Below are 15662 nucleotides of genomic sequence, written 5' to 3'. Positions count from 1 at the left end.
ATGAAGGTTCCCTCTGTCGCAAACATCATATCCACCATTCAACAACTCTACGCCAAACTGCCCAAATCGGGAAAAGAGTTTAAGCAAGAGCTGTTGGAACTTCGTAATATCAAGAAAATCGATAGATATATTATTGGTAAATTTATCGGCACCTATTTCTTTTCCATAATCCTGATTATTAGCATCGTTATCGTTATTGATACCAGCGAGAAAATGGATAACTTTTACGATCACCATGCGCCTTTGAAAGCCATTATTTTCAGCTATTACCTCAACTTCATCCCTTATTTCATCAACCTTTTCAGTCCGCTGTTCACATTTATAGCGGTTATCTTTTTTACTTCAAAACTGGCTGAAAACACCGAAATCATCGCCATTTTGTCGAGTGGAGTCAGTTTCAAAAGGATGATGTACCCTTATTTTCTTTCAGCATTAATCATTGCCTTGCTTACCTTTATTCTGAGCGGATACATTATTCCTCCGGCCAATCAGGTGCGGCTAAAATTTGAAGCGACGTATGTAAAACCGGTAATGAACGACAACGCGCACAACATTCAGATGCAGGTAGACAAAGGCGTTGTGGCCTATATAGAACGATATGAGGAACCGACGAATGCAGGATGTCGTTTTTCGCTCGATAAATTTGAAGGAAAAACGCTTGTATCACGTATGACAGCCGACAGCATCTGTTGGAAATCGGGATACCATTGGACTGCCAAGAATTATCTTATCAGAGACTTCAAGGGTTTGAAAGAGGATATCCGGCGTGGTGCAAAAATGGACACTGTGATCAAAATGCAGCCAGCCGACTTTTTCCTCACATCGCGCGAAGCTCCTCAAATGACCAATGGTGCGCTTGCAGGATATATCAGTCGCCAGAAAAACAGAGGTGTAGGGAATACCGGCGCCTTTCAGGTGGAATATTACCGGCGCTTTGCCAATCCTTTGGCGGCATTTATCCTGACGCTGATCGGAGTGTCGCTTTCATCGAGAAAAGTTCGGGGTGGAATAGGTCTGCAAATTGGTATCGGAATTGCGCTCAGTGCTCTCTATATCCTTTTCAACACCGTTTCGGCAACCTTTGCTGCCAACGGCAGTTTACCTCCAATGTTAGCCGTTTGGCTTCCCAATATTATCTTCATGATAATTGGCGTTTCTTTATACGTCAGAGCAAGACAATAACCAAGTTGAAAGTTTGGAAATGGGCTTCTATTCTTGCTTCAACTTTGAAGCGTTGAAATTAATTTGTTCTTTGCCTGCGGCAGGCCTTACTTTTTGGTGCAAAAAGTAAGCAAAAACATTGACGGAAAGAACTCGTTCGCTCGGCCATGAAATATTTCCTCATTAATAAACTTCTATAGTTGGCCTACTCACTCAAACAGCTTTCCGTCAGTTTGGTATTTTTTGTCTATCCCTTCGGGTCTGGTTTCACCAAAGATTATAAAAATAATCCTGCTTTATTTTCATGTATCTTGGTCTTGCAGAATTAGAATGGATTTGTCCGATGAAAAAAAACAAATGAGGAGGCAACAAGAATCGTCCGTTTTTGAAATTTTCGACAACGATCTAATTGATTCAGGAAGGCTTATTAATAATAAACCGTCCGGTTTCGGCATTGAAAGAAAACTGATTGCTTCTGAATACGTTTTCGAAGCTTCCGTCAGCAATTAGCTGGTCGGTAGTTCCTACCTGCACGCCACGATCACTCATCAGCCAAAGTTTGTCGGCCACCTGCATCGCCAGTTCAAGTTCGTGTGTGGATAAAAGTATCGATTTGCCGGTTGTTTTGGCAAGTTGAGCCAACAGCAGCATTATCGATACCCGATTAGGGAGGTCGAGATGAGCGGTGGGTTCATCAAAAAAGAGCAATGGCGTGGACTGAGCAAGCACTTTGGCAATCATCGCCCTCTGACGTTCGCCATCCGACAACTCGCTGATATAACGTTGCGCCTTTTCTTCCAGATGAACCTGGGCAAGCGCTTCGGCAACAATCGTTCTATCTTCTTCCGTAAGTCTTCCAAAACGGTTGGTGTATGGATACCTGCCCATCGCAACAATCTCATAAACTGACATCTTATCCACCTCCACTCTGTCGGTCAGCGTCAGGGCCAACGACTCAGCACGATCCTGCGCGGAAAGCGTTTCCATATTTTTGCCATCCACCAGTATCGATCCGGTAATCGGACGTTGGAGTCCGGCCAACGTTCGCAACAAGGTAGACTTTCCACAACCATTCGGCCCGATCATACACACCATTTCACCGGATAAAAGCTCCAGATCGAGATGCTGCTGAACCACGTTAAGGCGGCTTCCACGGCTATATCCGATGGCAAGGTTACTGGTGCGGAGAGGAGAATATGTAGTTTCTGTCAATTCCATTATCGTTGCTTTAAAACAATCCAGATAATCATAGGAGCACCAAACAGCGCACTAACGGCATTCAGTGGCAAGGGATATGTGGTTTGTTGCGAAATAACATCACAAAGCAATAACAGCGCGGCACCGCACAATATCGTTGCCGGTATGGCAATCCGGTGATTGGATGTTCCGAATATTCCTCTTGCAAGGTGGGGAACTGCCACTCCGATAAATGCTATCGGACCTGCAAACGCGGTGATTGTTCCAGCCAAAACGCCTGTTATCAGAATAATCATCACCCTGATAGCCGTAACCGGAATACCCAGTCCGCGGGCATAATGATCTCCAAGTAACATTGCATTGAGACTTTTTTGCAGGAAGAACGCAAAAATCAAACCCAATACTATGATCGGCAATAAAAGTTCCATTTGGGTCCAGGTAACGGCGCTCAAACTTCCGAAAGTCCACACCACAAAGAGTTTTACCGCATCGGGATTACTGAAATTCTGCAAAATACTGACTACCGCTCCCGCCACGCTGGCAAACATCAAACCGACAATCAGCAAGGTGACCGACTGTCGGATACGCGTAGCGACCCCCAATGTAAGCATTAACACCAGCAAGGCTCCGATCACAGCGGCACCTACCATCCCCCAACTGCTTTGCAGCAAAGAAGCTGACCACCACGATGCCGCCATCACGTAAAGGGCAACACCCATACTGGCACCTGAACTGATTCCGAGTACATCGGGCCCTGCCAGCGGATTACGAAAAAGAGTCTGCATAAGCAAGCCTGCTACAGAGAGGGAAGCTCCGCAAAGGATTGCGGTCAAAGCTTTGGGAAGACGAAAATCAAAAACGATATTGGTGTACAGCGAATCCGCCTGTGGATGCACAAATGCCTGCCACAGGTTGCCGGGAGACACCGAAACACTGCCAAATGCAATATCGGCCAGCGTCAGAATCAGGCAAAGGAGAATCAGGATAGTAAACAATATCAGGTTGCGGGACATAAAATCAATTTGAAGATGTGGCAATTTGAAAATTTGAGAATGAAATTTCTTGTTGATTATACTCTCTTTCGATATTCTCAAATTAATTTCATTTTTTCATCAGTATGGTCATTCCGTCACGAATCGGGAGAATTACTTTTTCCACTCTCGTATCGGCTGCTATATAATCGTTGAACCGGCGTATTCCGGCTGTCTGTTTATCACCCGAAGCGGGCTCGTGAAGCACTTTGCCGCTCCAAAGGGTGTTATCGGCAAAAATAAAGCCGCCCGAAGGTACCAGGGGCAAAACGGCTTCATAGTCTTCCACATATTGCCGCTTATCGGCATCCATAAACACCAGATCAAAAGTTCCCGTTAACGTTGGAATCACCTGAAGTGTGTCGCCGATGTGAAGTTTTATTTTACCTCCATGCGGAGACTGCCTGAAATATTTCATGATAAACGGCTCCATTTCATCGTCCATTTCCACGGTATGCAGTTCTCCGTCATCCGGCAGAGCTTCGGCCATACACAATGCCGAATAGCCGGTAAAAGTACCCAGTTCCAGAATACGTTTCGGTTTCAGCATACGACACAACATGGTGAGTATACGTCCCTGTATGTGTCCCGAGGCCATTCGGGGGTTGATTTGCGTCAGGTGAGTTTCACGAAACAGCCGTGACAACAACTCATCTTCGGGATCCATATGTTGAAGGATATATTCTTCGATAACGTCCATTTCTTTCAATTAGCAATGCGAATCAGGAGTTGAAAATAGTCCGTTAGGACTTATATATCAATAAAAAATAAATTTCGTACCAAAGTTCAACCCCATACGGGGTTGCATTAATGCGGAAATTACATTTTCTATTGACATGTATGACCTACGGTCAAGTTGATGATCGGATGTTTAGTAATTATTCCAACTCCTGATTCGCATTAATATTTAATAATTTACGAGTATATGACATTTTACCTAACGGCTTGAAAAGCCCTATCTTCATAACCGCAGGTCTGTGACCTGTGTGAATATCGTCCTCAATCCACATACAACCTGAAAGGTTGGACAAGTTTCAAACAATTCATCATTTATAATTGCTCGACGCATTTATCGAGACGCATGCCGTGAGACCCTTTCACAAGGACAGTATAACCGTTTATCGGATTTTGTTCCAGGTATTCCATCAGTGAAGCCGTTTCGGCAAACTTTATAAAATCCGATGGAATGGCTCCAAAGCGTTCGCCCACAAGAATAACCTTGTCGAAACCGCACTCTTTCAATAAAGCTACGATTTTTGCATGCTCTTCTTCCGACTGGTCGCCAAGTTCGAACATATCGCCAAGAATGACGGCTTTCTTATCGGCGTGCATGTGTTTGAAATTTGTCACCGAAGCATTCATGCTGGTGGGATTGGCATTGTAAGCATCGATAATCAGTTCGTTTTTGTCTGTCTTTTTGAACTGAGAACGGTTATTGGTAGGCTGGTAAGTTTCAAGAGCCTCATTGATCTCTTCGGGAGTAACCCCGAAATGCGAACCGATGCAGATGGCCGCCAGCACATTTTCGGCATTGTACTCACCAATCAGGTTCGTATTCACCGGGTATTCGGTCGCTTCTTCGCTATGCTTCCAGGCCAGTTTCAGGAAAGGCCCGTCGGAGATAATGCGCCCCTTTACAACGGCCTCTTCGGACGAAAGCGCATAACCCTCGCGAGTAATTGTTGCAGAAAGGTCGTTCAAAATGGGATTATCAAGGTTGACAAACAGAGAGCCTCTGTTTTCACGGATATAATCGTAGAGTTCTCCTTTGGTGCGGATCACTCCTTCAAACGAGCCGAAACCTTCGAGGTGGGCCTTGCCGACATTGGTGATGATGCCAAAATCAGGACAGGCAATATTGGCCAAAGTCTTGATTTCACCGGGGTGATTGGCCCCCATCTCCACCACAGCCATTTCGTGTTCGGGTTTGAGCCCGAGCAACGTCAAGGGCACTCCGATATGGTTGTTGAGATTGCCCTGCGTAAAGAGCGTATTGTATTTTTTGGAGAGAACTGCAGCGATGAGCTCTTTTGTGGTTGTCTTTCCGTTGGTGCCGGTAATACCCACAATGGGCGTGCCCAGACGGAGGCGATGCTCTTTTGCCAGTTGCTGCAAGGCTTCCAGACAATCGTTCACCAAAAGAAAACGTCCGTCGATAGCATATTGCGGGTCATCCACCACGGCATAACGGCACCCTTTTTCGAGCGATGAAAGGGCGAATTTATTGCCATCGAAACTTTCCCCTTTCAGGGCAACAAACAGCGACCCTTCGGGGCAATTGCGACTGTCGGTAGTTACCGATGTGCACACGGCAAAACGTTGGTATAATTGTTCAATATCCATGTCCTGTTTTTTTAACAATGCAAAGGTACGGATTTTTGTTTAGGCAGCAATCGGATCGATGCGTACGCAGCCGCGACGGCAGTATAAAAGCAGACTGCCGTAGCGCGGAGCTTTGTGTCGGAATGGCTGGCTACGCCCGGTAACCGTCTTTTTTCTTTCTCTCCGGTTATTCTCTTGCATGCTGTTTTGCGAAAAAAAATAGTGATAACTTGGTGTTATAGCTTAAAATTAAGAACTTTGATGCCCGGCTCCTGTGCGAGTTCCTCGCGCGGGTAAGAGACAACTAAGGAAATGATTCGTTGATAATTTTGGAATGTAAAATCAGTACGGCAGGGAGTGGCTGCACACGGGGACTTGTGCGGCGGCAGTGGTAACACTATTTCAGGACTATACAAAAATAAAAACAAGCAGTTTATCTACGCTCAATTCCATCACACATACGTAATCTTGTAAAAAAAAGAATATGATAAGACAATTAGCACACACCTGTTTCTTTACCGACAATGTAAAAGGTATGCGATACTTTTACGAAGAAATTTTAGGCTTGAAAGTTAAGTTTACACTTAAAAATCAGGCCGGTATAGATTTCGGGTATTATTTCGAATGTGGTAACGGCACCTTTATTGAAATATTCGACAAAGTAATGGCTATCGCCGAATGGGGAGGTAACGATACTGTCCTTAAACATGGGAGCTATTTTCGCCATTTTTGTCTGGAAGTTGTCGGTCTGGAATCGTTCAAAAAGCAAATTGAAGCAAAAAAGTGGGAAATATCAGCTATTTCCGTGGGCAAAGACAATTCAAAACAAGCCTGGATTTCTGATGCCGATGGCAATCTGATAGAATTAATGGAGTATACCAATATCAGTTTCCAATTGCAAAAATAGCTTTACTGAGAAGCTTTTTCAAAAGAAACTTGAGCATCGGAGAATAGTAGCCTTATTCTCTCCGTCGCGACAGATTTGCCATACGACTTCTGTTTAATAGCTTCTATCGCTTGGTTTTGCCGGACGATTAGCGCAGCGTATCGTGCGGCATCAGGGGTGTTCGCGTAATGAACGCAAAATCCATTTCAAAGTAGGTTTTGTATCAGCAGATTTGCTATTAACAGAAGGCGGAGCTTAATCCGACAGGACACCAAAGAAACATAAACAAAAATAGAGCGATAGCATAAAAGCTATTGCTCTATTTTTGTTTATGCAAGAAAAGATGTTTGGCTTTCTATTCCATCGGATTTGCAATGCGTGCCAAAACCATACGGTGTGCCGAACAAATTAATATTTCTGTTTCCAGCTTAGCTTGGTGTGGGCACAGGTTACGCTACCGCTAAACCTGCGCCAGCCGGGGGAGGTAGAATATTCAATTAACCTGGCCACCCGCCATTGAGCCAAATGCCTGTTATGCACAGGCTTTCTATTCATTAGTCGTGAATTTTAAATTTATTTCCCTTTTCAGTTAGAGTCCAAAGAACCTTTTTGGTTTCGTCATTTGTGAATTTTTTCACCATTTCTTGTTCTTCTAATTCTTCCAAAATCATCTCCACAATTTTTTGTTCCGAATTAATTTCCTTGGATATGCCTTTGGCTGTTCTATATGTGTATTTACTCTTTTTAATTGCTGAAAGTATTCCTTTAACGTCATCTCTAACTTTATCGTTTAGGTCGGACTCAACAGTTTTAATGTCTAAGTCGGTAAATTCAATTTCTTCGTCAGGCTCAGTGTTCTTGTCTACAAACGCTTGAACTTTATCACCTTTATCTGTCGCAATATTTACAGCTTGTTCTGCCTTTTTCTCAGCTTGTTCTGCTTGTTTGATTACTCTGTCGGCAACAGTATTTAAAAATCGTCTTGAGAAAATAGAAGCTATCAAACAGAATCCTGCGTATATAAAATAGTATTTTGCATCGTCTTTACATTGATTTATTAAGTCACTTGAAATTGTCTGGAGGAATAGTGGAACTACGAAGGACGCACCTATTCCAATTATTGTGCTTCTAAAAAATTTCAACCGGCTTAAATCCTTTTCATTGTCTAGAAGAAGAACGTTAATGAGACCTCCCAATAGTCCCGCGGCTATGGTTATCCAAAATATGTTAAAGAGGTAGTTTTCCATTATTGTGTTGTTTTTTTAAGCTTGTGCATAACGACCGAGGCTATGGGTATTTGGTGGCTTACTTGAGCGTTCACTGTAGCACAGCGACAAGGTGAATTGCAAATCAGCGAAGCTAATGCGGGAGCTCCCGAATCCTTTCGGGACTGCCGGAATGCATAGTTAACCCCGTCAAAACGGGCCAGCCAGCCAATGGACATAGGCGTATGTTATTCCCGGCTATTTCTTTAAATTCTTTGTTATCCAATCTTCTAATTGGCCCTCATCGTATATTTTGATTAGTTTTTCCATATTTTTTTCTTTTTGTATTCCTATGCCTCTTTTATATACGCTAATCATACTTTTGAAACCTTCGTAATATCCTTTCATTTGATCATTGCTGTAATTATTTTCTAACGAATATCTTGTCCAACCAGCCATAAAAATCAACAATAAATCTGGATTTTTTTCCGTGTACTTTATGATGTAATCAGCGTTAAGATTTATAGAAACGGTAGGACTTCCTGTCAACCATTTCATGAAAAAGACATTTGCTTCTTTTCTCTTGCTAACATCCTTATCTAAAGGGGAATTTTCCAACCAATTTACACAAGCAATTATCTCCTTCTCATACTTTGCATAATCCTCTTTTGCTGATAATACAACATTTTTAGGAATCTCAAAGGTTTGGGACTTTATCTGATTAATAGATAAACAAAATAAAATCAACAATAAAATTTTTGTTTTCATCGGCATTTAAATTTTTATGAATTGAGTCAGTAACTTCAATTTTCACTGGTTGTTTTGCTCTGTCCTGCATTGCAACAGCAGCAAGCACTAACAATATAAAAGCAACTAAAATGATGATTATGATCAGGTTTAGTGAGATGTTGACTATTTTCGCTTCAAATCTACAAATTTGTTTTCAAAGAGAGCGCTTTTTAGTTAATATTATTTTTGTCTGATGCAACAAACTCTAATCCCCACAGAAAATAAATGCGCTCAAACATAAAAAACAGAGGCGGCAACTTTAAAGTTGCCGCCTCTGTTCTATTGGCTGGTATAATAGTGTATTATTTCAAAATTTCAGGGTCATACACGATGGCAATATCCTCTTTGCTGGCAATCAGTGGGCCGTGGTATCCGGCAAGTGGTGCATCCGACCGGAATGGCTTGATGTCTTTTGCCGTTCCGTTTTTCAGCTCTTCGGCCAGCGTCAGCATCTTGGTCATATACTCTTTGCCAATCGGTTTTTTAAGATAAACGTAGTGTCCGCAATAGATGCGTGGAATACCGTTGTCGATGAGGGTCAGCATTCGTTTGCAGGCCTTGATGTAATCGGTGATGGGCGATAATGGCTGTAGTTGCAACCACACCTGATTCGAGCCGAAAGCATCGCCGGAATAGCAGTCGCCATTGGCACGGTCGAGCAGAATGATGGAGCCTGGAGTGTGAGCCGGGGTATAGCATACTTCAATTTTCCGGTCTCCCAGATCGAACACATACCCTTCGTCCACAAAATTGATTTTTCCCTTGTAACCTTGTACCATAAACAAGTCGGCTTTGTGCATAAACACAGAACCAAAATAACCAATATTTCCTGCATGGTCGTTGTGCCCATGGGTGAGTACCACTTCCAGGGGTTTGTTAGTGATTTTCCTGACAATCTTGTCCAGTGAGTCACATCTCATTCCGGTGTCAATCAGTAAGGCTTTTTTTGTCCCTTCAATGATATACATGGTACAATTGTCGGATGTCTCACCAATCCATACATGTTCTTTCAGCTTTGAAATAGTCAGTTGCGCGTTTTGAAAAACCTGAGCTGACAAAGCGATGGTCGCGATTGCTAATGCTAACACGAATGTTAGTCCTCTTCGGTAAGTAAGCATAAGATGTAAGGTTAACAGGTTAATAAACAAGCTTAATAGGTAGCTTCCACGCTCCAGACAAACGCCCGGATACCTATCTCTTTATTGATTTCGTCAATTTTTTTTATTGTTTTCAAAATCGGTTCCACCTTGTCGTCATCCACCATGGTAAGCACCGATGAGTTCATTTCCGGCCAGGTATGTGTACCGTGCCTCGGCTCTCCGTCTACTGTACCGCGTCCCTGAACGTTTTCCCACCAGGTGAAACCTTTTATCTCGAGTTTGTCGAGCATGTAGGTGATACGTTCCGTATTGGCCTGATTGAATACTATAAATACTGCTTTCATTTTATATCTTTATTAAAGATTGGAGGATTTGAGAATGTGAAATTTAATATACACATCCTCAAATTCTCAAATCATTTTCATTTGTTATTTTCGTCCATAAAATGGAACTGCTTGCGTACAAGTCCTTCTTTGTCGCGTTCGCCACGACGGGAGAAGAGGGCATACATTACAGGCACGATAATCATGGTAACCACGGTGGAGAATACCAACCCACCGATAACGGTAATACCCATCGGGGTCCATGTTTCAGCACCATCACCCACACTCAGCGCCATAGGTACCATGCCCAGGAATGTTGCCGAAGCGGTCATCAATACAGGACGTAACCTCGAACGTCCACCGGCGGCGATAGCTTCGTTCAACGGCAAACCTCTGTCGCGGAGAAGGTTCACGAAGTCGATCAACACGATACCGTTTTTCACTACAATCCCGATCAGCAGCACGGCTCCCAGCAGAGCAACAACGCTCAGCGTCGTTCCGGTGAGTAACAGCGCAATGATAACGCCGGTGAATGCAAACGGAATGGAGAACATGATGGCAAACGGTTTGGAGAATGACTCGAACTGCGATGCCATTACGATGAACACCAACAAGAGCACTAGCAAAGCTAGCAACCCAAGGTTCTGGTACGATTCCTGTTGATCCTTATAAACACCACCCAGCACGATTTGAACATCGGAAGGGATGTTGAGCTTTGCAAGTTTATCTTTTACATCAGCAGCAAGGTCAGTAAGCGACACATCTACAGGAGTGATGGAAACCGTCACAATACGTTGTTTGCGCTTATGCTCAATGTTCGGCGGTGACCAGTATTCCTTCACCGTTCCGATCTCTTTCAGTTTTACAAACTTTCCGGAGGGAGTGGGAACCGATACCTCTTCAAGCAGGTTTACTGAGTTCCGGTACTGTTCCTGCAATCGCACGATAATATCGAATTCATCGCCGTCTTCGCGGAATTTACTTGCCGTCAAACCGCTCATACGGTTGCGGATAGCATTCGATACGGTTGCGCTGTTGAGTCCGTTCAGCGCCAGCTTTTCGCGGTCAAGAACCACTTCCAGTTCCGGACGGTCTTCTTTGCGGCTGATCTGTACATCACGTACCCCTTTTAACCCCGTCACGCTGTTTTTGATCTGCTGTGCCAGCATGTTGGTTGAAGCAAAGTCGTAACCGTAGACTTCGATATCGAACGTTGAGCTACCGGTGGCAAGGTCGCTTCGGGTGATCTGATAATTGACGATCTCAGGAAATTTCGCCAGTTCGGGACGAATTGATTCCGAGATTTGAACATCGGAGCGTTTCCGTTGTTCTATAGGCTTCAGCTTCAGCGTCATGTTGATGGTGTTGCTCGAAGCCGATCCCAGGAATATGGATGACATACCGCCCTGGTCGTCGGCACCGCACGAGGTGCTGATAAGTTCTACTTCAGGAACCTTCTGTTGAAGCACCTTTTCGATTTTTCGGGCCGTTTGTGCACTTATCTCCATGCGGGTTCCGGGAGCCAGTTCTGCCTTGATGGTCAAACGGCTTTCATCGTTTTGTGACATAAAGTCGGTGGCAACCAATGGAGCCAGAAATAACGATCCGATAAAGATGGCGGCCGAACCTAGGATTACTTTCAGTTTGTTTTGCAGCGCCCAATGCAATACTCTTTCATACCAATGGTCAAGATTGTCGAGCCACTTTCCGATGGTTGCATCGTAACTGTATTTCTTCGGATTCTCCTTTTTCTCGCGTTCTTTCATGAACCGGGCGGCGAGCATTGGTGTAATGGTTACCGCAGCTACCGTCGATACGGCAACGGTGATCGAAACGATCCATCCGAGCTGGTTGAAGATTACTCCGGTAATTCCCGAAACAAAGGTCAGCGGCATAAATACGGCGACAACTACCAGCGTTGCCATGATAACGGCCAGCCATACTTCGTTGGTCGCGTAAATGGCAGCTTCGCGCGGACTGCTTCCCCGTTCGATGTGCTTGGTGATATTTTCGAGGACCACAATGGCATCGTCCACCACCATACCGATAGCCATCGACATAGATGCCAGCGAAATGATGTTTAGCGAGTTGTCGGTCACTGCCAGATAGATCAACGCCGAAACCAACGAAATAGGAATGGTCAGCAAAATGATGATAGTTGCACGCCAGCGACCGAGGAAGAAGAATACCACACCGGCCACAAATAATAATGCGAACAAAAGGGTGTCTGACAGGTTGGATACCGAGCCCTTGATAAAGGTTGACGAATCGAATATTTCGTGAATCTGGATGTCGGGAGGTAGTGTCGGTTTTATCTCTTCCAGCATCTTCTTTACATCGCGGCCTACCGCTACGGTGTTAGCTCCCGAACGTTTCATCACATACAGCTGAATACTGTTTTTCCCGTTCGTTTTTTGTTCCAGGGTCACGTCTTTCAGTGTATCGCGTACCTGAGCTACATCGCGGAGATAAATGGGCGTACCGGCCGATGTTCCCACAACGATGTTCTTCACCTGATTGCTCTCCTTAAACTCACCTTCGACACGCAACTGATAATCGGTTGCGCCCATCTTGATATTTCCCGAAGGCATATTCAGGTTTTCGGCTGCAATGGCATTGCCAATCTGCTCCAGCGAAATATGGTAAGCATCCAGACGGTTCGGGTCTATGTCGATATAAATTTTTCGTTTAGGATCTCCCGTCATTGCTGCAGAACCGATCCCATCCACACGGTTCAGTGGGTTGATGATCTTTTCTGTAATGAGTTTCGACAAGCCGGGGTAACTTTCGTTGGCCGTGATGGTGTACATCAGAATCGGCATACTGCTGGTGCTGAATTTTACCACCGAAGGGCGTTCCACGCCATCGGGCAGTCGGCTCAGAGCCATATCGATAGCTCCACGGATGTCGTTCATCGATTCGTCAAGGTTGACGCCCCACTCAAATTGCAGTGTAATAATCGAACTGTTATCCTGAGAGGTGGATGTTAATTCTTTGAGCCCCTGAATACTGTTCAATGCATCTTCGAGGGGTTTTGTTACGTTGGTCTCCACATCGGCGGCATTGGCTCCCGAATAGGTCGTCACCACCGATATCATAGGCAGGTCCATTTTCGGATAAAAGTCAATGGGCAGCCTTGAGAGCGAATACAACCCGAAGATCATAACGGCGACGAACACCAGTGTTGTCTTGATCGGGTTGTTTACTGCTGATTTATATATACTCATGGTTGTTTTTTAATCTGTTTCGTGATTTCCGGCATTATTTCACCACTGTTACGGCAACACCGTCAATCAGTCGGTTTTGACCGGTGACAATCAACTTGTCTCCTTCATTCAACTGGTTGGAAATTATTTCTGTCTGGTCGTCAAAGCGTTTTCCGAGAGCAACGACAATGCGTTTGGCTTTACCATTGTTTTCCAGGAATACATATCGTTCGTTAGAGCCTTGCATACGCAATACTGCCTGAGACGGAACTACTAGCGCTTCAACTTTTCCGAAGTCGATAGTAGATCGGCAGAACATTCCGGGTTTCAATTTTTCGCCGGCATTGTTCACCTTCAGTTCTACCTGAACCGAACGCGTGGCAGCATCTACTGTCGGATAAATGCGTGCAATCTGGGCACCGAAGGTCTGATCGGGATAGGTGTCGCATTTTACACTTACTTTCGAACCCTGTTTTAACTGAGGAAGAAAGCTTTCCGGCACAAACAGGTTGGCTTTCAGTGGATTGATTTGTACTAAAGTGACAATAGCAGCTTTTCCTGTAGCGGCGCTCGGCGAACCGGAATAGAGTTCTCCGTTCTCAAAGTTCTTTGCGGAGATAATTCCGCTGATCGTAGCCCGAAGGTTGACGTTCTTTTCGAGGAATGCCAGGTTTTCTTTGGTCAGGTCATATTGAACTTTTGTCTGGTCGTAAGTCTGTTGAGAAACCGTACCAGCCTGACGCAAAGCTTCAAGGCGTTGCATATCGTTTTTGAGGTTTGCAAACTGTATACGGGTTGTATTGAGTTGCGTTGGGTCCATTTGAGCAACTAACTGACCCTGTTTTACGCGTGATCCTACGTTTACAAATATCTTTTCGATTTTGCCGGGAGATGCAGGAGCGATGTTCACTTCTTCGTTGGCTACAAGCGATGTGGAGAATTCCATGTCTCTGTTGATTACCTGTTTCTGAAGTGTCTCCACTCGTACCAGTTCCGGTTTTTTAGTAGCAGTATCTGTTTTTCCTTTCGAACAGCCAACCATGGCGATCAAAAGCGATAGGGCCATTGCTGCGGTGAAAAAATTCCGTTTACGGAATGTGCAAAATGAATTTGTCATCATTTGGTCTGTATTTGAGAGTTAATTATTTGTCTTGTTTTCTCAGAATTTGTTGAGTAATTGTTCCAGGTCTGTTTTTGCTGTCAGCACTTCGTATAGAGCGGTGACGTAATTGGTTTGCACCTGAAGCAGGTTGTTGGATGCCGTGGTGACATCGAGGCTTGTGGCCATCCCGTGATCGTGCTTGCGCGAAATGTCGGCAAAAACTTTGTTGGATACTTCAAGGCTTTTGGTCTGGGTATTCAGTTTGTCGAGTGCATTGCTCAGATTGAAACGTGCCTGTTTTTCCTGAACCATGAGTTGATCTTTCAAAGCTGCGAGGTTGTTTTCGTTGGCCTGTACCTGAAATTTTGCCTGTTTCACTTTGGAATAGGTCCCTCCGCTGGTGAAAAGCGGCCAGCTTGCCTGCAAACCTACAACACTGCTCGGCGATAAGTCGAGTGTGGGTTTGATATACTTGTATGTATAGCTATAGTAACCCGAAAGTGTCGGCAACCAGCTTGCTTTCTGTAAATTAACCTGCTTTTTCGATAATTCCAGCTGCTTTTCGGTAAGTTGCATGGTGGGGTTCTTGCTCATGTCGAATTGCTCTCCCAGCAGTTTGAATGTTTTATCTTCATTCATCAGGGAGTTGAGGCTGTCTTTCAGCTCAATGGTCGTGCTCGCATTTACTCCCAGTTGAATACGCAGCATGTTGTATGCCAGTTCTGTTTGACGTTCGTTCGATTTAATCATGTTGTCGACAGACGAAACCTGTACTGCAATCTGGTCGGCATCTGTCTGTGTGGCAGCTCCGGCATTCACTGTTGCTTGCGTTCTCTTCTGGATGTCCAGCAGATTTTCTTTGTTCTGCCTGAGCAGTTGGGTTGTCCTTTCTGAAACTAAAATCGAATTGTAGGAAGTCGTAACTTGTTGTATTACATCCTGCTCTGTTTTCCTTTTCGACGTCACGGCAATCTCCAGGCTCAATTTTGAAAGTTCTAGTCCAATCCAGTAGCTACCGTTGAATAACAATTGACTCACCTGTGTCTGAATAGAACCTGAATGTCCGAACTGGATCTTCATGCCCTGAAAATTAGCAGATGCGCCAAGATAATTCTGATAAGCTCCGGTCACTTCAATCTGTGGAAGACCTTTCGAGATGCTTTCCCACAAAGCGCTTTGTGCTTCCTGCACCGACAATCCCGCATTTTTCAGGGTTCGGTTGTATTGCTGAGCATGAAGCCTTGCATCTTCGAGTGATAACGAAAGCTTTTCCTGAGCCCTTCCATAGTAAGCGAAAGCACTGACAAAGAGTAATAATAAACTGATTCTTGTCCTCATAG

At 44.5% G+C, this 15662-nt stretch carries 15 protein-coding genes; 2 read left to right on the top strand and 13 right to left on the bottom strand.

Annotated elements, in window-relative coordinates; all coding sequences use genetic code 11:
- Positions 1–1182 (top strand): LptF/LptG family permease, encoded by a 1182-nt coding sequence (locus PJIAN_RS02315; RefSeq protein ID WP_068701622.1) that lies wholly within the window; start codon positions 1–3, stop codon positions 1180–1182.
- Between the two features lie 393 nt (positions 1183–1575).
- Here the strand turns inward: PJIAN_RS02315 and PJIAN_RS02310 are convergent, their stop codons facing one another.
- From PJIAN_RS02310 to PJIAN_RS14870, 5 genes are all read right to left on the bottom strand, one after another.
- Positions 1576–2379: an ABC transporter ATP-binding protein gene (locus tag PJIAN_RS02310; RefSeq protein ID WP_068701620.1), complete on the bottom strand. Its 804-nt coding sequence runs from the start codon at positions 2377–2379 to the stop codon at positions 1576–1578.
- A complete protein-coding gene (locus tag PJIAN_RS02305) occupies positions 2379–3371 on the bottom strand; it encodes a FecCD family ABC transporter permease (RefSeq protein ID WP_068701618.1) in 993 nt (330 codons plus the stop codon). Before PJIAN_RS02305 ends, PJIAN_RS02310 begins: the two co-directional genes overlap by 1 nt.
- Before the next feature lie 88 nt (positions 3372–3459).
- Complete coding sequence (locus PJIAN_RS02300; RefSeq protein ID WP_068701616.1) at positions 3460–4098, bottom strand: O-methyltransferase; 639 nt, start codon at positions 4096–4098, stop codon at positions 3460–3462.
- A gap of 341 nt (positions 4099–4439) precedes the next feature.
- The gene (locus tag PJIAN_RS02295; protein ID WP_068701614.1) at positions 4440–5732 is read right to left on the bottom strand and encodes a UDP-N-acetylmuramoyl-tripeptide--D-alanyl-D-alanine ligase; all 1293 of its coding nucleotides are present in this window, start codon (positions 5730–5732) and stop codon (positions 4440–4442) included.
- 39 nt (positions 5733–5771) lie between these two features.
- The gene (locus PJIAN_RS14870) at positions 5772–5912 is read right to left on the bottom strand and encodes a hypothetical protein (protein ID WP_153802452.1); all 141 of its coding nucleotides are present in this window, start codon (positions 5910–5912) and stop codon (positions 5772–5774) included.
- A gap of 283 nt (positions 5913–6195) precedes the next feature.
- On the opposite strand from PJIAN_RS14870, the gene PJIAN_RS02290 reads away from it, so the two are divergent.
- Entirely contained in the window at positions 6196–6618 is a 423-nt protein-coding gene (locus tag PJIAN_RS02290; protein WP_068701612.1) for a VOC family protein, read from the top strand.
- A 387-nt stretch (positions 6619–7005) separates the two neighbouring features.
- On the opposite strand, the gene PJIAN_RS14865 is transcribed toward PJIAN_RS02290, so the two are convergent.
- From PJIAN_RS14865 to PJIAN_RS02255, 8 genes are all read right to left on the bottom strand, one after another.
- The gene (locus PJIAN_RS14865; protein WP_153802451.1) at positions 7006–7152 is read right to left on the bottom strand and encodes a hypothetical protein; all 147 of its coding nucleotides are present in this window, start codon (positions 7150–7152) and stop codon (positions 7006–7008) included.
- On the bottom strand, positions 7152–7844 hold the full coding sequence (locus PJIAN_RS02285; protein ID WP_068701610.1) for a YEATS-associated helix-containing protein: 693 nt from the start codon (positions 7842–7844) through the stop codon (positions 7152–7154). Before PJIAN_RS02285 ends, PJIAN_RS14865 begins: the two co-directional genes overlap by 1 nt.
- Positions 7845–8060: 216 nt before the next feature.
- Positions 8061–8570, bottom strand: coding sequence for a hypothetical protein (locus PJIAN_RS02280; protein ID WP_153802450.1), 510 nt, complete (start codon positions 8568–8570; stop codon positions 8061–8063).
- A 323-nt stretch (positions 8571–8893) separates the two neighbouring features.
- Positions 8894–9709, bottom strand: coding sequence for an MBL fold metallo-hydrolase (locus PJIAN_RS02275; protein WP_084252221.1), 816 nt, complete (start codon positions 9707–9709; stop codon positions 8894–8896).
- 32 nt (positions 9710–9741) lie between these two features.
- A complete protein-coding gene (locus tag PJIAN_RS02270; protein ID WP_068701604.1) occupies positions 9742–10035 on the bottom strand; it encodes a PG0541 family transporter-associated protein in 294 nt (97 codons plus the stop codon).
- Positions 10036–10112: 77 nt separating this feature from the next.
- Positions 10113–13241 (bottom strand): efflux RND transporter permease subunit, encoded by a 3129-nt coding sequence (locus PJIAN_RS02265; protein WP_068701602.1) that lies wholly within the window; start codon positions 13239–13241, stop codon positions 10113–10115.
- A 34-nt stretch (positions 13242–13275) separates the two neighbouring features.
- Positions 13276–14340, bottom strand: a complete 1065-nt coding sequence (locus PJIAN_RS02260; RefSeq protein ID WP_084252220.1) for an efflux RND transporter periplasmic adaptor subunit — start codon at positions 14338–14340, stop codon at positions 13276–13278.
- Positions 14341–14379: 39 nt separating this feature from the next.
- Complete coding sequence (locus PJIAN_RS02255) at positions 14380–15660, bottom strand: TolC family protein (protein WP_068701599.1); 1281 nt, start codon at positions 15658–15660, stop codon at positions 14380–14382.
- Positions 15661–15662: the final 2 nt, after the last annotated feature.

This window comes from Paludibacter jiangxiensis, assembly GCF_001618385.1.
Classification (GTDB): Bacteria; Bacteroidota; Bacteroidia; order Bacteroidales; family Paludibacteraceae; genus Microbacter; species Microbacter jiangxiensis.
The sequence above is the reverse complement of the archived record's forward strand: the minus strand, read 5'-3'. Positions and strand labels throughout refer to the sequence as shown.